This is a genomic window from Streptomyces sp. RPA4-2, from assembly GCF_012273515.2.
Lineage (GTDB): Bacteria > Actinomycetota > Actinomycetes > Streptomycetales > Streptomycetaceae > Streptomyces > Streptomyces kaempferi.
Genome location: NZ_CP050975.2, coordinates 5,092,446 through 5,111,234, shown reverse-complemented (window position 1 = coordinate 5,111,234; position 18,789 = coordinate 5,092,446). Strand labels below are relative to the sequence as shown.

The 18,789-nt window shown below is 70.8% G+C and carries 9 protein-coding genes and 1 tRNA gene; all 10 read right to left on the bottom strand.

Annotated features, from left to right (window positions below; genetic code table 11):
• Positions 1–337: 337 nt before the first annotated feature.
• The 10 genes from HEP85_RS22325 to HEP85_RS22280 all read right to left on the bottom strand — a co-directional run bounded on the left by HEP85_RS22325 (position 338) and on the right by HEP85_RS22280 (position 18,499).
• Positions 338–2,176 carry a hypothetical protein gene (locus HEP85_RS22325; RefSeq protein ID WP_211118041.1) on the bottom strand — a complete coding sequence of 613 codons (1,839 nt, stop codon included), beginning with the start codon at positions 2,174–2,176 and terminating at the stop codon, positions 338–340.
• A gap of 610 nt (positions 2,177–2,786) precedes the next feature.
• Positions 2,787–2,860: transfer RNA gene (locus HEP85_RS22320), tRNA-Thr, on the bottom strand.
• A gap of 107 nt (positions 2,861–2,967) precedes the next feature.
• Positions 2,968–4,551, bottom strand: a complete 1,584-nt coding sequence (locus tag HEP85_RS22315) for an alpha/beta hydrolase (protein WP_168529294.1) — start codon at positions 4,549–4,551, stop codon at positions 2,968–2,970.
• Positions 4,552–4,780: 229 nt separating this feature from the next.
• Complete coding sequence (locus HEP85_RS22310) at positions 4,781–5,986, bottom strand: DNA polymerase III subunit delta' (protein ID WP_168529293.1); 1,206 nt, start codon at positions 5,984–5,986, stop codon at positions 4,781–4,783.
• A 302-nt stretch (positions 5,987–6,288) separates the two neighbouring features.
• Positions 6,289–9,687, bottom strand: a complete 3,399-nt coding sequence (gene tmk / locus HEP85_RS22305) for a dTMP kinase (RefSeq protein ID WP_369657804.1) — start codon at positions 9,685–9,687, stop codon at positions 6,289–6,291.
• Between the two features lie 114 nt (positions 9,688–9,801).
• Positions 9,802–12,615, bottom strand: coding sequence for a type I DNA topoisomerase (gene topA / locus HEP85_RS22300; protein WP_168529292.1), 2,814 nt, complete (start codon positions 12,613–12,615; stop codon positions 9,802–9,804).
• 236 nt (positions 12,616–12,851) lie between these two features.
• Positions 12,852–13,049, bottom strand: coding sequence for a hypothetical protein (locus tag HEP85_RS22295; RefSeq protein ID WP_168529291.1), 198 nt, complete (start codon positions 13,047–13,049; stop codon positions 12,852–12,854).
• A 525-nt stretch (positions 13,050–13,574) separates the two neighbouring features.
• Complete coding sequence (locus HEP85_RS22290; protein WP_248002037.1) at positions 13,575–15,104, bottom strand: class I SAM-dependent methyltransferase; 1,530 nt, start codon at positions 15,102–15,104, stop codon at positions 13,575–13,577.
• Between the two features lie 193 nt (positions 15,105–15,297).
• On the bottom strand, positions 15,298–15,888 hold the full coding sequence (locus tag HEP85_RS22285) for an oligoendopeptidase F family protein (protein ID WP_168529289.1): 591 nt from the start codon (positions 15,886–15,888) through the stop codon (positions 15,298–15,300).
• Between the two features lie 205 nt (positions 15,889–16,093).
• On the bottom strand, positions 16,094–18,499 hold the full coding sequence (locus HEP85_RS22280; RefSeq protein ID WP_168529288.1) for a sodium-translocating pyrophosphatase: 2,406 nt from the start codon (positions 18,497–18,499) through the stop codon (positions 16,094–16,096).
• Positions 18,500–18,789: the final 290 nt, after the last annotated feature.

Below are 18,789 nucleotides of genomic sequence, written 5' to 3'. Positions count from 1 at the left end.
TAGAACGCACGAGCGCCGGGGTTGTCACGGTCCCTCAACCGCTCGACGCGGCCGCTCCCGGGTGCGCAGCGACGCCAGCACAGAGTTCGTCCATGGCCCGAGCACCAACACCAGCAGACGGCGCGTTACGTAGCGCGGCCCCGAGTGGACGTCGGCTCCATGACAGGTGGGTCGGGTGTACGGACCCGCGGTCACGGACGCCGGCCTCAGCCCTGAAGGTGGACGGACCGGACTCACGCTGGCCCATATTGGCGGCGCGTAATCACGCGGCCGTAAAAGCGAAGGGCGCCCCGGAGTCCCCGGGGCGCCCTTCGTGGTGCTCGTGGCCCAGCGCTGCTCAGCGCACGTCCACGTAGTCGTGGTAGCTCTCGGCGTCCACGTAGGAGCCGGACGCGAGATAGACCCCGACCCAGGTGCCGTCCTGCTTCGCGGTGAAGCGGGCGGTGAAGTGGCCGTGCGAGTCGGCCTTGACGGAGCCCAGCCCCGTCCAGGACTTCTTGCCCTTGGCCTGGAAGACGATGTAGATGCGCTGCTTGCCGAACGCCACCCACTTCGTGCCGCTCAGCCGCTGCAACGTGCCGGTGGCGGTCACGGTGTGGCCCTTGCGCACCGGCTCGGGACCGGCGTTGAAACCGGTGATCCGGGTGGCGGTGCGGTTGAAGTGCACGGAGTTGGAGTAGCCGGACTGGTAGTCCGACGACCCCGTCGAGTACAGCCGCCAGTAGCCCTTCGGCACCGCCACGTGCCCGTCGAGGTCGAAGGTGCCGTTGGACTTCGCGGTGAACCAGCCGAGCGACTTCCAGCCGGTCTTGCCGTCGGCCGATTGCTGCAGGTACAGCTTCCGGTTCGGCGGCACCTTGCCGTTGCTGGCGTTCATGCTGCCCTGGATGTGCAGGTTGGAGTACTCGTCGATCCAGCTCGAACAGAAGCAGATGTTCGTCCGGTTGATGACGTCGACCTTGAACTGCGCCTGCGAGGCGGTCAGATACGGGTTGGTCAGGTAGCTGTACCGGGTTGTCTCGACGGTGTACGTGCCGTCGTCGTACGGGATGTACGGGTCGGTGAGGGTGAAGCGCCCGCCGGCACCGCTGGTCGCCGTGGCGTAGTTGCCCATGTCGAGCGCGACGCCCTTGGCCGGGCGCCAGGTGCCGTTGTACAGGTACTCCACGACACCGGACGAGGACACCTTGGCGCCGAACTTGATCTGCACGCTGGAGTGGTCCAGCCGAATCCGGCTCGGGCTGACCACGACCGGCAGGGTCTTCGTGTCGACGAGCACGTAGGTGTTCGTGCCGTCGGGGTTGGCGATCCAGAAGGAGAGGGAGACCGGCACGGACGTGTCGTTCTCGCCGTTCAACTTCGGTGCCACGTCGATCGCGTAGCTGCCGTCGGCGGCGGTGACGGCGCTGTAGGCGTACTCGGCCACGACGCTCAGCGACTTGCCGGCCAGCGGCGCGGTCTCGCCGGTGATCGGGTCGAAGAGCGAGATGCGACCGCCGAGCGCGACGTGCGTGTGCTCCACGTCCAGTACGGCGGGGCTGATGCTGCGGTCGGCGAAGACCGGCTTCGGCTCTACGTCCACGGTGGTGGCATGTGCTGACGAGGCGATGTCGCCATCGCTGTCCTGGGCGCTGACCGTCACGTCATAGCTGCCGTACGACGGCAGTTGCGACATGCGGGGCGAGCGCCAGACGCCGTCCTGCGCCGTGCCGGAGACGAGCGTGAAGCCGGTGACCGCGACGGTCGCCGGGTTCGCGCCGCGCACCTCGGTCAGATCGGCCGACACCTCGGTGATCGCCGAATCGGAGGAGACGGCGACCGTCACGAACCCGGCGTCGGAAGGATCGGAACCGACGTCGCCGAACACCGGGGCGCCGGCGCCGTCGGCGGGTGCGCCGCCGCTCGGATCGGACGTCGGGTCGCCGGAGGGCTGTTCGGACGGGGTCGGATCGGTGGGGGTCGGGGTGTCCGACGGTTCACCGATGGGCGGGTTGGACGGGTTCGGGGTGTCCGAAGGAGTCCCCGTCGGGGCGCTGGTGGGCGTATCCGCCGAAGCCGGATCGGCCGTCGGGTTCGTGGTCGCGGTGGCCGCCGGGTCCTGCCCGGACGTGCCGTCGTCGGCCGCGTACGCCAGCGCGGGCGCGGCGAGGAGCGCGGCGCCCAGTGCGGCGGACACGGCCGCCGACACCAAAGAGCGTGTTCTCACTGCTGGATTCCCCCCACGGGAATGGCGCGGCCGCGCTGCCCCGGGTGTCTCCGGAGGCCGGCCGCGCTGTTTTGTGCGGTTGCTGTGAACATCACGCAACGCACCGGACTCTAGCGGTTGCCCCCGGCAGGAGAGCGAGCGGGTTTATGCAACCGGTACGAGACCTCAACCGCCCCTGCCGCTCGCGCTGTTCGGATGTCGTCCGGAGCGATCCAGCGGTGTCGGGAGGCCGCGATGACGTCCGCTCGCGTCCAGTCGGGCGGTGCGTCCGATGCGTGGTCGAGATCGTCCTCGATCCGGAACCGTTGCCTGCCCTGGCACGGGAAGGTGCCCACCATGATCTGGCATGACAGCCGTGCGGCCGGGCCAAGGCTCTGGCCGTCGGTCAGGACCACGACAAGGTCTGGCCCGGGGGGGGCAGGTGCCCAGGTCTTGGGCGAAGACCCGCGCGGATCTGTACCCCTGGCTCCCGTCAGACCTCAGGCCTGAGACCCTGAAGCTCTGAAGCTCTGAAGCTCTGAAGACGAGGAAAAGCAAAAGCCCCAGGTCACGGCGAGTGAGAATCCTGGGGCTTCTACAGAGCCGCCTTCGGGATTCGAACCCGAGACCTACGCATTACGAGTGCGTTGCTCTGGCCATCTGAGCTAAGGCGGCGCGCTGTCCGCACTATGGTGCGATCAGCAACGTCGGTAAGTCTACACAGTTTCCGAGTGTGCTCCGTACACGCCCCGGAGGGCCCGGATCCGGGGCGTGTGGGAGGGCTATGAGCAGCGCTTTCCCTTGGGCGGAGGGGTGCCGTCGAGGAGGTAGCGGTTGATCGCGGTGTCGATGCAGACGCTGCCGCGACCGTAGGCGGTGTGGCCGTCGCCGACGTAGGTCAGGAGCGTGGCGGAGGAGAGCTGCCCGGCGAGGGACTCGGCCCAGGCGTAGGGGGTGGCCGGGTCCCGGGTGGTGCCGACCACCAGGATCGGGCCCGCGCCCTTCGCCTCGATGCGGTGGGGCTCCCCCGTCGGTTTCACGGGCCAGTACGCGCAGTTCAGGGAGGCCCAGGCCAGGCCGTCACCGAAGACGGGGGACGCCTTCTCGAAGGCGGGGAGGCTCTTCTCCAGCTGGTCGGGGGTGGAGAAGGCGGCGGGGAGGTCGAGGCAGTTCACGGCCGCGTTGGCGTACATCAGGTTCGTGTAGTGACCCTTGGGGTCACGCTCGTAATAGCTGTCGGAGAGGGCGAGCAGGCCCGCCCCGTCCTTGTCCTTCATCGCCGCGCTGAGCGCCTCGCGCAGCTGGGGCCAGGCCGCCTCGTCGTACATCGCCGCGATCACGCCCGTCGTCGCGAGCGACTCGGTGAGCTGGCTGCGGTCCGCGTCGCCCGTCGGGATCGGGTCCGAGTCGAGCTTCTTGAAGAAGGCGCTGAGGTTCTTGCCCACCTGGTCCGGGCTGGTCCCCCGGCCGCCCAGTGGGCAGCCGCTGTGGCGCACGCAGTCCTTCGCGAAGGACTGGAAGGCCGTCTCGAAGCCCGCCGTCTGGTCCTCGTTGAGCTTGCGGGCGGTGATCGAGGGGTCCAGCGCGCCGTCCAGGACCATACGGCCCACCCGCTGCGGGTACAGGCCCGCGTACGTCGCTCCCAGGAACGTCCCGTACGACGCTCCCACGTAGTTCAGCTTCTGGTCGCCCAGAACCGCACGCAGGATGTCCATGTCACGGGCCGCCTCGACCGTGGAGACATGACGCAGCACCTTGGGCGAGTGCCGGGCGCACCCCTCGGCGAACTTCTTGTAGGCGTCGACCAGTTCGGCCGTCTCCCTCGTGTTGTCGGGCGTCATGTCCGTCTTCGTGAACGCGTCCATCTCCGGGCCGCTGAGACATTCGACCGGCTCACTGCGGGCCACTCCGCGCGGGTCGACCGCGACCATGTCGTAACGGGCGCGGACCTGCGCCGGGTAGCCGAGCCCCGCGTACGCCTGCAGGTATCCGACCGCCGAGCCGCCCGGACCACCCGGGTTGACCAGCAGCGAGCCGATCCGCTTCCCCGGACCCGTGGCCTTCTTGCGGGCCACGGCCAGTTTGATGGCGCCCGAGGCCGCGTCGTCGTAGTCGAGCGGCACCTTCATCGTGGTGCATTCGAAGCCGGGCGCACCGCAGGAGCGCCAGGCCGGCTTCTGCTCGTAGTACGGCGTCAGCGTCGCGGGCGTGGTGCGGGGCAGTGGGGTCAGCACCGCCTCCGCCGTCGTCGGCGCCGACGCCGTCGTGGTGAAACTCTCCGTGGAGCAGGCGGAGACGAGCAGCGTCGTGGCGGCCAGCAGCATGCCGCCCCTGCGGAGGGGCCTGAGGATGCGCCTGAAGTACATTCCGCGAGCGTAACCTTGCGCGATCGATTGATCACCTTCAGTGGCATACGCGCCTCGTACGAGTGACATCGTCAACCTCGCGCACTCCGCGCCCTGAGGACCCCGTCGGCCTGCCCGCCGCGTCGCGGCGACCCCGTCAGCGCACCCGCCGCGTCCCGGCGACCTCGTCAGCCCACCCGCCGCGTCCCGGCGACCCCTTCGGCCCGCCCGCCGTATCCCGACGGTCGCGTCAGCCCGCGCGCAGCGCCATCGTCATCGCCTCCACCGCCAGCAGCGGTGCCACATTGCGGTCCAGGGCGTCGCGGCACGCGGCGATGGCGTCGATCCGGCGCAGGGTCGCCTCCGGCGAGCTGCCGCGGGCCAGTCTCTCCAGCACATCCCCGGAATCCGCGTTGGCGATGGCCAGGCGGGAGCCGAGCTGGAGGGCGAGGACGTCGCGGTAGAAGCCCGTGAGGTCGATGAGCGCGAGGTCCAGACTGTCGCGCTGGGTGCGCGTTCTGCGGCGCTTCTGCCGGTCCTCCAGCTCCTTCATGACGCCCGCGGTGCCACGCGGCATGCGGCCGCCCTGCGCCGCGCCGAGGGCGGTCTTCAGCTCCTCGGTCTCCTTCACGTCGACCTCCTCGGCGAGCTGCTTCGCGTCCTCCGATGCGGTGTCGACCAGCTCCTGGGCCGCCCTGAGGCAACTACCGACGTCGTCGACCCGGAGCGGGAGCTTGAGGACGGCGGCCCGGCGCTCACGGGCACGCGGATCCGTGGCGAGACGCCGGGCCCGCCCGATGTGCCCCTGTGTCGCGCTCGCGGCGGCCGCGGCGACATCGGGGGCGATGCCGTCACGCCGTACGAGGATGTCGGCGACCGCTTCCACCGGTGGCGTACGCAGGGTCAGCAGGCGGCAGCGGGATCGGATGGTGGGCAGGACGTCCTCGATGGAGGGCGCGCACAGCAGCCAGACCGTACGCGGCGCCGGCTCCTCGACGGCCTTCAGCAGCACATTGCCCGCACCCTCCGTCAGCCGGTCCGCGTCCTCCAGGACGATGACCTGCCAGCGGCCGACGGCGGGTGACAGCTGGGCGCGGCGGACCAGGTCACGGGTCTCCTTCACACCGATGGAGAGGAGGTCGGTACGGACGATCTGCACGTCGGCGTGCGTCCCGATCAGGCTGGTGTGGCAGCCGTCGCAGAACCCGCAGCCGGGGACTCCGCCCAGCGCGCGGTCGGGGCTCACGCACTGGAGCGCCGCGGCGAAGGCGCGCGCCGCGGTGGAACGGCCCGAGCCGGGCGGGCCGGTGAACAGCCACGCGTGGGTCATCCTGGACGCCTCGGGGGGCGGGGTGGCCCCGGCGACCGCCGTGACCAGGGCGTCGGCGTCCCGCGCGGCGGCGGCGAGCTGCTCGCTCACCTTGTCCTGGCCCACCAGGTCGTCCCATACGGGCACGGGGCACCGCCCTTTCGTCGCACTTTGCCTTGCCGCGTCCATTGTGCGGGTCGCCACTGACAACGGGCCCCGGACCCGGGATCGCCCGGCACAGGCCGTGGTGCCCGGCGATCCCGCCCGGTCCACGCCCGCCGATCACGAACGATCACGGCCGCTCACGGCCACCAGTCTCACCGATCACGACCACCGCACCCCCGGCGGATCATCCCGCCGGGCCCCGGGGTCACGAGCACCGCACCCGGCGGTCACCCCACCCCGTTCCCGCGGCAGTGACCGCCCGGACAGCGGCCACCGCCCTGGATTCAGCGACGGTTCCCGCCGCGCCCCTCGCGCCCGCCGCGCCCCTCGTCCGCTTCGTCGTCGTCCCGCGGGCCCAGCAGCTCGTCCGCGAGGGTCGGGAGGTCGTCGAGCGGTGTCTCCTCGGCCCAGTCGGGACGCGGGCGGCGGCGGGGCGTGCCCGAGGCGTCCACCTGGGGCAGCTCGCGGGTACGGTCCACCCCGTCGTCGGACGGCCGCGCCGCCTGCCGCTCGTCCCGGAAGTAGCCCGGGGGCACCCGGTCCGCAGGGTCCCCGGACGAATCCCTACCGCTGCCCCTGTTCGAGTCCCTGTCCGCGTCCGAATCCCTGTCCCGTACGGGAGGCAGTACCGCCGTCTCGTCGGCCGGGCGGGGTGTCACCGGCGGCAGGACGGCCGTCTCGTCCACGGCTCCCCCGACCGGCGGCAGCACCGTCGTCCGCTCCGCGGTGTCCTCCGGCACGGGCGGCTTCGGCAGCTTGGCCGTCTCCTCGGAGTCGGACCGGGAACCGCGGTTGCCCCTGTCCCGCACCGGCGACAGCACCGCGGTGTCGTCCACCGCACCACCCGACGCGTTCGGGGGCGCGACGACCGGCGTGGGCACGGTCGTCTCGTTGTCGGACCCGGTGCCGGTGCCAGAGCCGGTGCCGGCCGGAGCGGAAGCCTGCGACGGGGCCGGGGTCGGGGTCCGCTCGGGAGCGGAGGCCGATGCGGCGGCGGATGTCGAAGCTCCGGTGGAAGGAGCGGTCCCGGTGGAAGGAGCGGTCCCGGTGGAAGGCGAGGACGCCGCGGCGCTCGCCGCGGCTGCGGCCGTGGCCGAAGCGGCCGCCGTCTCCGCCGCGGCACGCCGTGCCCGCTCCGCGCGCAGCAGCGCCTCCTCCGCCTTGCGCTGCTTCTCCAGACGCCGGGTCTCCGCCTCGGCGCGCAGCCGGGCCTCCTCCTCGGCCTGCTTGCGCAGCCGTTCCTGCTCGGCCGCCCTGACCTTCTCCTCGGCCAGCAGACGGGCCCGCTCCTCCTCGGCCCGGCGGCGGGCGTCCTCGGCACGCTGCCGGGCCTCCTCCGCCTGCCGCTCCGCCTCGCGACGCTGAGCCTCCTCCAGCTCGCGCTGCTTGCGTTCCTCTTCCTCCGCGCGCAGCCGGGCGAGCTGTTCCTGGCGCTCGCGCTCCTGGCGCTCCTCCTCGGCCTTGCGGGCGGCCTCTTCCTCGGCCTTGCGCCGGACCTCCTCCTCGGCCGCCTTGCGCGCCTCCTCCTGGGCCTTCACCTCGGCCTCGGAGAGGGGCAGCATCACGTCGAGGCGGTGCCGGACGACGGTGGTGACCGCCTCGGGCTCCTGTGCGGCGTCGACGACCAGGTAGCGGCCGGGGTCGGCCGCGGCCAGCGTCAGGAAACCGGACCGCACGCGCGTGTGGAACTCGACGGGCTCCGACTCCAGCCGGTCCGGCGCCTCCGTGAACCGCTCGCGCGCCGCCTCCGGGGAGACGTCGAGCAGCACCGTGAGGTGCGGCACCAGGCCGTTGGTCGCCCACCGGTTGATGCGGGCGATCTCGGTGGGCGACAGGTCGCGGCCGGCGCCCTGGTAGGCCACCGAGGAGTCGATGTAGCGGTCGGAGATGACGACGGCACCGCGCTCCAGTGCGGGCCGCACCACGGTGTCCACGTGCTCCGCGCGGTCGGCGGCGTACAGCAGCGCCTCCGCGCGGTGCGACAGACCCGCCGACGACACGTCCAGCAGGATCGACCGCAGCCGCTTGCCGACCGGTGTGGCACCGGGCTCGCGGGTCACCACGACCTCGTGGCCCTTGGCCCGGATCCACTCGGCGAGCGCCTCGGCCTGGGTCGACTTCCCGGCCCCGTCACCGCCCTCCAGAGCGATGAAGAACCCGTTCCCGGCGGGCGTCGGCAGCGGGTCGTCGCCGCCGCGCAGGGCGTCCAGCAGGTCGTGGCGCAGCGGCACGCCCGCGCGGTCGTCGACCTTGGCGAGCACCAGGGCGGCGACGGGCAGCAGCAGGGCGCCCACCAGCATCAGGGTGAAGGCGGCACCGCCGTGCGCGAACACGAACTTGCCGTTCTCCAGGCGGTGCGGTCCGATCGCGGCGGCCACCAGGGGTGCCAGCAGGACGCCGAGCGCCACGGAGATCCGTACGACCGCGTGCAGGTGTTCGGTGGTGCGCGGCCGCCGGTACTCCTCGGTCTCCTGGTCGAGCAGCGCGTGCCCGGTGTTTGCTGCGACACCCGCACCGACGCCGGCGAGGGCGACGATCAGCAGCACGGTGGTGACGTCCGGGACCAGTCCGGCGGCCAGCAGGGCGATACCGGTGAAGGCGATCGCGAGGGAGAGCAGCCGGCGGCGGGACAGCGAAGGCAGCACCTTGGCGGCGGTGCGGATACCGACGACGACACCGCCGGTCAGCGCCAGCACCAGCAGCCCGTACGTGACCGGTCCGCCGCCCAGGTCCTTGGCCTGCAGCACGGAGACCGCGACGGAGGCCGCGATCGCCGCGGCGACGGCCGCGCAGGCGAGCACCAGGAGCGGGATCACGCCGGTACGGCCCTTGTCGACACCGGTGCCCGTCTTGGGGCGGCGCAGGCCCTCCAGGGGCGAGCGGGCGCGGGGGGTGCGGGTGTCGGGCAGTTCGAGGAACGTGAGCACGGAGAGCGAGGCGGCGAACAGCCCGGCGGCGACGTACGAGGCGAGCGCCCCCTGGTGCTGGTCGAACCAGGCGATCCCGGCACCGAGCAGGTTGTTGACGAGGGACACCACGACGAGCGCCGCGGCCGCGATCGGCACCGCCACGAAGGCGGTGCGCAGGGACAGGCGCCGCAGCGCGTCCATGTGGTCCGGCAGCGGGCGCACCGTTGCGCCCTCCAGGGGCGGCGCCGGCAACAGCGCGGGGGCCGCGCCCTCCCGGCTCACCGTCCAGAAGCGCTCGGCCACACCGGTCACGAAAGCGACGACCAGGAGGACGGCGAGGGCGTCGTCCGGTGTCCAGTCGATCCACAGGGGCGCGACGATCAGCAGCAGGGCACGCAGGCCGTCGGCGCCGACCATGGTCCAGCGCCTGTCGAGCGGGCCGTCCTTCGACGTCAGCGAGGTGAGCGGGCCCAGCAGGACCGCTCCGAAGAGCAGCGTCGCGAGCACGCGCGCCGCGAAGACCGCGGACACCGCGAGGGCCACGCCGCGGTAGCCGCCGCCGAAGGAGCCCTCGGCGACCGCCGCCTGGAGGACGAGAACGACCAGCACAAGCAGGGCCAGGGCGTCGGCGACACTCCCCACGAGGTGGGCGCCCCACAGGCGTTTCAGCTGCGGCTGTCGCAGCAGCGCGCGCACGGCGCGCTCGCGCGAATCCGCGACCAGGGCGTCGTCGGGGGCCGGAGTGTGGGCCGTAGGCTGCTCGGCTCGCGTCATTCTGCAAGCCTATCGGGACCCACTGACTGTCCGGAGGGGTGCCCGAACATGTGGACGCCCCCACACCGGAAGGTACGGGGGCGTCCACATCTGCCGGGCGGTATCGGCCCGGCCTCAGCTCTCGGAAGCGGCCGTCTTCTTGGCAGCGGTCTTCTTGGCGGGCGCCTTCTTGGCGGCCGTCTTCGACGTCGTCGTCTTCTTCGCGGCGGCCTTCTTGGCAGGGGCCTTCTTGGTGGCCGTCTTCTTGGCGGCGGCCTTCTTCGCGGTCTTCTTGGCCGGGGCCTTGGCACGCTTCTCGGCGAGCAGCTCGAAGCCGCGCTCCGGAGTGATGTCCTCGACGCTGTCCCCGGACCGCAGGGTCGCGTTGGTCTCGCCGTCGGTCACGTACGGCCCGAAACGGCCGTCCTTGACGACGACGGGCTTCGCGCTGACCGGGTCCTCGCCCAGTTCCTTCAGCGGCGGCTTGGCGGCCGCGCGGCCACGCTGCTTGGGCTGGGCGTAGATCTCCAGCGACTCTTCGAGCGTGATGGTGAAGAGCTGGTCCTCGGTCTGGAGGGAGCGCGAGTCCGTGCCCTTCTTCAGGTACGGCCCGTAGCGCCCGTTCTGCGCGGTGATCTCCACACCCTCCGCGTCCTTGCCGACGACGCGCGGCAGGGACATCAGTTTGAGGGCGTCCTGAAGGGTCACCGTGTCCAGCGACATGGACTTGAAGAGGGACGCGGTACGCGGCTTGACGGCGTTCTTGCCCGTCTTCGGGGTGCCCTCGGGGAGCACCTCGGTGACGTACGGGCCGTAGCGGCCGTCCCGCGCGATGATCTGGTGGCCCGACTCCGGGTCGTTGCCGAGTTCGAAGTCGCCGCTCGGCTTGGCGAGCAGCTCCTCCGCCAGCTCGACGGAGAGTTCGTCCGGGGCCATGTCCTCGGGCACGTCCGCGCGCTGGTGGTTCTCGGAGTCCTTCTCACCGCGCTCGACGTACGGGCCGTAGCGGCCCACGCGGAGCACGATGCCGTCGCCGACGGGGAAGGACGACACCTCGCGGGCGTCGATGGCGCCCAGGTCGGTGACGAGCTCCTTGAGGCCGCCCAGGTGGTCGCCGTCGCCGTTCCCGGCCTCGGCGGCACCGGTGGCCTCGCCCTCGCCGAAGTAGAAGCGCCTGAGCCACGGCACGGCGCGCGCCTCGCCCCGCGCGATGCGGTCGAGGTCGTCCTCCATCTTGGCCGTGAAGTCGTAGTCGACGAGCCGCCCGAAGTGCTTCTCCAGGAGGTTGACCACGGCGAAGCTCAGGAAGGACGGCACCAGGGCCGTGCCCTTCTTGAAGACGTAGCCGCGGTCGAGGATCGTGCCGATGATCGACGCGTACGTCGACGGGCGGCCGATCTCGCGCTCTTCGAGCTCCTTGACCAGCGAGGCCTCGGTGTAGCGGGCCGGGGGCTTGGTGGCGTGCCCGTCGACCGTGAGTTCCTCGGCGGACAGCGGGTCGCCCTCGCCCACCTGGGGGAGGCGGCGCTCGCGGTCGTCGAGTTCGGCGTTCGGGTCGTCCGCGCCCTCGACGTAGGCCTTCAGGAAGCCGTGGAAGGTGATCGTCTTGCCGGACGCGCTGAACTCGGCGTCGCGGCCGTCGGCGGCGGTGCCGGCGATCTTCACCGTGACGGAGTTGCCGACCGCGTCCTTCATCTGGGAGGCGACGGTCCGCTTCCAGATCAGCTCGTACAGCTTGAACTGGTCGCCGGTCAGACCCGTCTCGGCCGGAGTGCGGAAACGATCACCCGAGGGGCGGATCGCCTCGTGCGCCTCCTGCGCGTTCTTGACCTTTCCGGCGTACGTGCGCGGCTGGGCCGGCAGGTAGTCGGCACCGTACAGCTGCGTGACCTGGGTGCGGGCGGCGGTGATCGCCGTCTCCGAGAGGGTCGTGGAGTCCGTACGCATGTACGTGATGAAGCCGTTCTCGTACAGCTTCTGGGCCACCTGCATGGTGGCCTTCGCGCCGAAGCCGAGCTTGCGCGAGGCCTCCTGCTGGAGCGTCGTCGTGCGGAACGGCGCGTACGGCGAACGGCGGTAGGGCTTGGACTCGACCGAGCGGACCGAGAAGTCGGTGTTCTCCAGGGCGGCGGCGAGCGCGCGGGCGTCCGCCTCGTCCAGATGGAGCGTGTTCGCGCCCTTGATCTGGCCGAGCGAGTCGAAGTCGCGGCCCTGGGCGACGCGCTTGCCGTCGACCGCGGTGAGACGGGCGACCAGGGAGGACGGGTCGGAGGCGTCCCCACGGCGGCCGGTACCGAAGGTGCCGGTCAGGTCCCAGTACTCGGCGGACCGGAAGGCGATGCGCTCGCGCTCCCGCTCGACGACGAGGCGGGTCGCCACGGACTGGACACGGCCCGCCGACAGGCGCGGCATGACCTTCTTCCACAGGACCGGTGAGACCTCGTAGCCGTAGAGGCGGTCCAGGATGCGGCGGGTCTCCTGGGCGTCGACCATGCGCTGGTTGAGCTCGCGCGGATTGGCGACGGCACTGCGGATCGCGTCCTTGGTGATCTCGTGGAAGACCATCCGGTGGACGGGGACCTTGGGCTTCAGGACCTCCAGGAGGTGCCACGCGATGGCCTCGCCCTCGCGGTCCTCATCGGTGGCGAGGAAGAGTTCGTCGGAGTCCTTCAGCAGGTCCTTGAGCTTCTTGACCTGGGCCTTCTTGTCAGCGTTGACCACGTAGATCGGCTGGAAGTCGTGCTCGACGTCCACGCCGAGGCGGCGCACCTCGCCGGTGTACTCCTCCGGCACCTCCGCCGCGCCGTTGGGGAGGTCGCGGATGTGCCCGACGCTCGCTTCGACGACATAGCCGGGGCCGAGATAGCCCTTGATCGTCTTCGCCTTGGCAGGCGACTCGACGATGACGAGTCGGCGGCCGCCGTGTGCGGTGTCGCTGGTCGGGGACAACTTCGCTCTTCTCTCCGGTCGACGCAGGGGGTCTCCCCAGGCCTGGGTCCCGGGGGTCGGGTCGTGCTGACGCTGCGGAGTGTGACGGTACATCCCGCCCCCGTGTCAAACGGGAAAAGCCCGCAACGGCCACTCGAACGGTAACCCGACTACCGCCATTCCTGCCGCCCGGAGTACGCAGCTGCCCTTTCGGCCCTAACCGGAGCGTGACCCCCCGGTTACCGGGGTCCCGGCTCTCACACGCGCGTGAAACACCACATCCCGAGTGCCAGCGCACCCGCTCCGGCGACGCTCGCGACCGTCGCCGATGCGACGCGGTTCACACCGACGGCGATGGGCTCACCCTGCCGCAGCCGCACCACCGTCCACGCCAGCAGCGCGCCTCCGAACAGGGCGAACACCGTGCCCACGAAGATCGCCGGTCCACTTTCCATCGATATGCCCTTCCGCCCCGAGTCCTAGGGTCGGGACGTTGGCACGCCCCGGAAGCGACTGTGCGAACCTGCGGTGAACGCAGGGCGGACGGCACTCCATCGGCGGGCCCGGACGGCTCGGACCGCGCCCGGTGCGGGTGGCCCTCCGGGGCGTCCTCGGCTTGGCCGGAGCGATACGCCGGGCGTGGGACTGTGGTGAATTCGTCGTTCGCCGTTCCCGGCGCCCACCCTCACCGACCGGCTCACCCCCGCCGCCCGGCCTGTCTCGGGTCCTGAGACGCCGGGCCCGCTCCCCCAGCCGGCGAGCGGCACACCTGCGCGTGGATCGCCCGGAACGTCCGGCGCCGGACGTATGTTGGCCGAATTCGCATCCCGGCCAAGGCCAGGCCCCCGGCGAGGGGCCCTTACGGGGGACCCCGGAGCAAGGTCCTGACGGGAAACGCCCGGCGGAGCATCGGGTGCCCTACGAAGCTTCCGGTGCCCGGCGGAGCGCGTGTCGCCGGCCGCCGGGAGGCGCGGCCCTCGTCACTCCGCGGGCTCGAGGAACCCCTGTTCCACCAGCAGCCGGATCTGGCCGGGTGTCCGGTCGCGCAGCAACACCGGGTCCTCCCCGACCAGTTGGGCGATGGCGTCGAGAATCCGCCCGGCGCTCAGCGTGCCGTCGCACACGCCCGCGAAGCCCGCGCCGACCGTGTCCACCTTGGTGGCCCGCCGCATCCCGCGGTTCTGGCGCAGCACCACATGTTCCGGGTCCTCGGCGCCGGGCAGCCCGACCTGCTCCTGGACCACCTCGGCGGTGAGCCTGAAGTGCCCGGCGAGCAGCGCCGCGTCGTCGCTGGCCCGCAGGAAGTCGACCCGGGCGAAATGCGCGCGCACGGTGTCGCCGAGCGGCTGTTCGACGGGGTGCGGCCACTCCTCGACGGTGATCGAGGGCTCGGCGGCCGCCGTTCTGCGCAGGGTGATCCAGCCGAAGCCGACCGCCTTGACCTTGCGCGCCTCGAACTCGTCCAGCCATGCGTCGTACCGTGCCTGGTACTCCACCGGGTCGGAGCGGTGGTCGCCCGCGTCGCGCAGCCACAACTCCGCGTACTGCGTGATGTCCTGGACCTCGCGCTGCACGATCCACGCGTCACAGCCGCGCGGCACCCAGGAGCGCAGCCGGTCCTGCCAGTCCTCGCCCTCCACGTGCTGCCAGTTGGCCAGGAACTGGGCGTATCCCCCTTCGTTCAGCCGGTCCCCCGCCTGCTGAACGAGCGTGCGGCACAGATCGTCCCCGCCCATCCCGCCGTCGCGGTAGGTGAGCCGGGCGTCGGGCGAGATCACGAAGGGCGGGTTGGAGACGATCAGGTCGTACGTCTCGTCGTCCGCGACCGGCTCGAAGAGCGAGCCCTCGCGCAGATCGGCCGCCGGGGCGCCGGACAGCGCCAGGGTGAGCGCGGTGATGTGCAGCGCGCGCGGGTTGAGGTCGGTCGCGGTCACGCGGGTGGCGTGCTGGGCCGCGTGCAGGGCCTGGATACCGGAGCCGGTGCCGAGATCGAGCGCGGCGGCGACGGGTTCGCGGACCGTGATGCCGGCCAGGGTCGTGGACGCGCCGCCCACACCGAGGACGACGCCCTCCTCACGGCTTCCGATGCCGCCCGCGCCACCTACGGCGCACCCGAGGTCGGAGACGATGAACCAGTCCTCGCCGGCCGGTCCCCCGTACGGGCGGACGTCCACCGTCGCGGTGACCTCGTCCCCGCCCACCCGGCTCAGCCAGCCGCTCTGCAGGCAGTCCTCGACCGGCAGCACGTCCGCCACGCGCGCGTGGGGCACGGGCTGCTGCAGCAGGAACAGCCGGACGAGTGTCTCCAGGGGTGTGTCCCCGCGGGTCGCCCGGAGCGCGGGCACTGTCTCGCTGCGCGCCAGCGCCGCGTATGCGGGTGCGCCGAGCAGGTCGAGCATTCCGTCGGCGGTGAACGAGGCGCCGAGCAGGGCGTCCCGCAGCCGAGCGGCGACGTCGACGCGGTCGGACGAGGGCAACGGTGGCAGGCTGGTGTGACTCACATCCCCCATTGTGTCCGCTCCCGCCGACCGGCACGCACTCCTGTGGACAGCGGCACGTACTCCTGTGGACAGCCTCCTGTGGACAGCGGCGCGCACCCGTGTGGATGCCCATGTCGGGGACCCGGCACGCGGGCGTACCGGGTCCTGGTCCGGACACGTATCGGATCCTCGTCGGGCGGGCGACCGCGCGCCCGCCCGGCGCTCAGCCCCGGGCCGCGGAGGGCGACGACGCCGACTTGCAGCTCTCCTGCTTCGCCATCGCCTTGCCCACGTCGCCCTCCTCCAGCTTCTTCAGCGCGTCGTTGCCGCTCTGGCTCAGCTTGGTGAGCTGCGTCGCGATGCCCTTGAGGCCGTCCGCGAACTTCGCCTGGTCCTTCGTGTCGAGCCCGTCGACCTGCTTCTTGAGGGCGGCGTAGGACGCGGAGATGCCGTTGAGTTCCTTCACGGCGTCCGTCTGTTTCTTCTTGCCGTCGGTGACGTCGGGCGCGCCTGCGCCGTCGACGGCGGCGCCGATCGCCTTGTAGGCGTCGGACATGTCCTGGAAGGCCTGCGCGTCCGTCTTGCGGACGGCGTCCGGCGCGCTGTTGTCCGAGGTCTCCTTCTGGATCGCGGCGTTGGCGGCCTCGATCTTCTTGGCCTGCGGCTGCACCGCGTCACAGACCTGCTTGGCCCAGGAGTTCAGCTTGTCGTTGTTGCCGTTGTCGCTGCTGCATCCCGTCAGCGCCAGTACCAGTACCGCACCGCCGGACAGTGCGGCCGTGAGCTTCTTGTTCACCGGATTGGTCCCTTCCATGGCTCTCGGCCCCGGAACATACACGCCATCCGGGCGACATCCGCGGGTCGTGCGACCGGTTCACCCCTTATTAGAGCCATTTGCACCAAGCGAGAGAAGGCTCACGGTGAGGGTGTGAACACACACAAGGCGGGCGGGCGGCGTGTCAAAACGCGCCGCCCGCCCGCCCGTTGGCCAGTACCTGACCAGATGGAGAACCCTGGAGCTACGAAACCACCGCCGCATCCGGCGACTTGGAGACCCGCTCCGCGTCCTCCTCGTCGCCCACGGCGATCCCGCGTCGCTTCGAGATGTACACCGCGACCACGATCACGAGCAACGAGAGCACCGCGATCAGGAACCGCAGAGCGAGGTTCTTGTCGTCGCCGTACGAGAACCTGACGACCGCCGGCGCGATCAGCAGCGCCACCAGGTTCATCACCTTCAGAAGCGGGTTGATCGCCGGTCCCGCGGTGTCCTTGAAGGGGTCACCGACGGTGTCGCCGATCACCGTGGCGGCGTGCGCCTCGCTGCCCTTGCCACCGTGGTGACCGTCCTCCACGAGTTTCTTCGCGTTGTCCCACGCGCCGCCGGAGTTGGCGAGGAAGACGGCCATCAGGGTGCCGGTGCCGATCGCGCCCGCGAGATACGAGCCGAGCGCGCCGACACCGAGTGTGAAGCCGATGGCGATGGGCGCCAGGACGGCGAGCAGACCCGGGGTGGCCAGCTCCCGCAGGGCGTCCTTGGTGCAGATGTCGACGACCCGCCCGTATTCGGGCTTCTCCGTGTAGTCCATGATCCCGGGGTGCTCGCGGAACTGCCGCCGCACCTCGTAGACCACGGCCCCCGCGGAGCGCGACACGGCGTTGATCGCGAGGCCCGAGAAGAGGAACACGACGGCCGCGCCGGCGATCAGGCCCACCAGGTTGTTGGGCTGGGAGATGTCCATCATCAGGTTCAACGGCGCGCCCGGCCCGGAGACCTTCTCGCCCACGTCGTTCGCGGCCGACAGGATCGCGTCCCGGTACGAGCCGAAGAGCGCCGAGGCGGCGAGGACGGCCGTGGCGATGGCGATGCCCTTGGTGATGGCCTTGGTGGTGTTGCCCACCGCGTCCAGGTCGGTGAGCACCTGGGCGCCCGCGCCCGTGACGTCGCCGGACATCTCCGCGATGCCCTGGGCGTTGTCGGAGACCGGGCCGAAGGTGTCCATGGCGACGATGACACCGACCGTGGTGAGCAGGCCGGTCCCGGCGAGCGCCACGGCGAAGAGCGCCAGCGTGATGGACGCGCCGCCGAGCAGGAAGGCCCCGTACACGCCGAGAGCGATCAGCAGGGCGGTGTAGACGGCCGATTCGAGACCGATGGAGATACCGGCGAGGACGACGGTGGCCGCACCGGTGAGTGAGCTCTTGCCGATGTCCCGTACGGGACGGCGGGTTGTCTCGGTGAAGTAGCCGGTCAGCTGCTGGATCAGCGCGGCCAGCACGATGCCGATCGCGACGGCCACCAGCGCGAGGATCCGAGGATCGCCGCTCTTCGCCTTGATCGCCGCGTCCGTGACGCCGTCCAGGCCGGAGTACTTCCCCGGCAGGTAGACGTAGACGGCCACCGCGACCAGCACCAGCGAGATCACCGCGGAGACGAAGAAGCCACGGTTGATCGCCGACATGCCGCTGCGGTCGGAACGGCGTGGTGCCACCGCGAAGATGCCGACCATGGCCGTGAGGACGCCGATCGCGGGCACGATCAGCGGGAAGGCGAGCCCGGAGTCGCCGAACGCCGCCTTGCCGAGGATCAGCGCGGCGACGAGCGTGACGGCGTACGACTCGAAGAGGTCCGCGGCCATACCGGCGCAGTCCCCGACGTTGTCGCCCACGTTGTCGGCGATGGTCGCGGCATTGCGCGGGTCGTCCTCCGGAATGCCCTGCTCGACCTTGCCGACCAGGTCGGCGCCGACGTCGGCGGCCTTGGTGAAGATGCCGCCGCCGACACGCATGAACATGGCGATCAGCGCGGCGCCGAGTCCGAATCCCTCCAGGACCTTCGGCGCGTCGGCCGCGTACACCAGCACCACACAGGAGGCGCCCAGCAGACCGAGCCCCACCGTGAACATGCCGACGACGCCGCCCGTACGGAATGCGATCTTCATGGCTTTGTGCGAGACGGCGGTGAGATCCTTTTCGGGTTCACCCGCTGCCGGGGTCGCTTCCCGTGCCGCGGCGGCCACGCGGACATTGCTCCGGACGGCGAGCCACATACCGATATATCCGGTGGTCGCCGAGAACACCGCGCCGATCAGGAAGAAGATCGACCTTCCGGCACGCTGATTCCAGTCGTCCGCGGGCAGCAGCATGAGCAGGAAGAACACCACGGCGGCGAATACCGCCAGGGTGCGCAACTGCCGCCCCAGGTAGGCGTTCGCGCCCTCCTGGACCGCTGCCGCGATCTGCTTCATGCTGTCGGTGCCCTCGCCGGCCGCGAGTACTTGTCGTACCAGAACCCCGGCGACCGCCAGGGCCGCCAGCGCGACGACGCCGATGACCATCACGATCAGGCGATTGTCGTCGGTCAGAACTGCGGCTGCGAAGGTTGTGGGATGGTCAAACTGCTGAGGGGTAGAAAGCCCCGCCATTCGTCCTCCTTGACGCTTGGGCTGAGCTCAAGATGTGGACGGATTGTAGGTACCGGAACCTGATCAAAACAGTACGCGGTAAACGGAATTTGCCTTCACATCCCCGTCAGCAAATGATCGACGGGCGTTCACAGAACCCAAAAGAGGTAATGCCCCAAAAGCGTTGACCCTTGATCAAATAATCGCCTGAATGATCGTGAACCAATTCACGAAAGGCGCGCGCAGTCATCTCACCTGCCCGGGAGCAAGAAAAAGGGCCCTGCGAGGCAGGGCCCTTCGTGTGATGAGTG

Bases quoted from the DNA above. Each gene is read 5' to 3' on its own strand.
- HEP85_RS22315 (WP_168529294.1), bottom strand. From the start codon at position 4,551: ATGTACTTCAGGCGCATCCTCAGGCCCCTCCGCAGGGGCGGCATGCTG.
- tmk (WP_369657804.1), bottom strand. From the start codon at position 9,687: ATGACGCGAGCCGAGCAGCCTACGGCCCACACTCCGGCCCCCGACGAC.
- HEP85_RS22295 (WP_168529291.1), bottom strand. From the start codon at position 13,049: ATGGAAAGTGGACCGGCGATCTTCGTGGGCACGGTGTTCGCCCTGTTC.
- HEP85_RS22290 (WP_248002037.1), bottom strand. From the start codon at position 15,104: ATGGGGGATGTGAGTCACACCAGCCTGCCACCGTTGCCCTCGTCCGAC.
- HEP85_RS22285 (WP_168529289.1), bottom strand. From the start codon at position 15,888: ATGGAAGGGACCAATCCGGTGAACAAGAAGCTCACGGCCGCACTGTCC.
- HEP85_RS22280 (WP_168529288.1), bottom strand. From the start codon at position 18,499: ATGGCGGGGCTTTCTACCCCTCAGCAGTTTGACCATCCCACAACCTTC.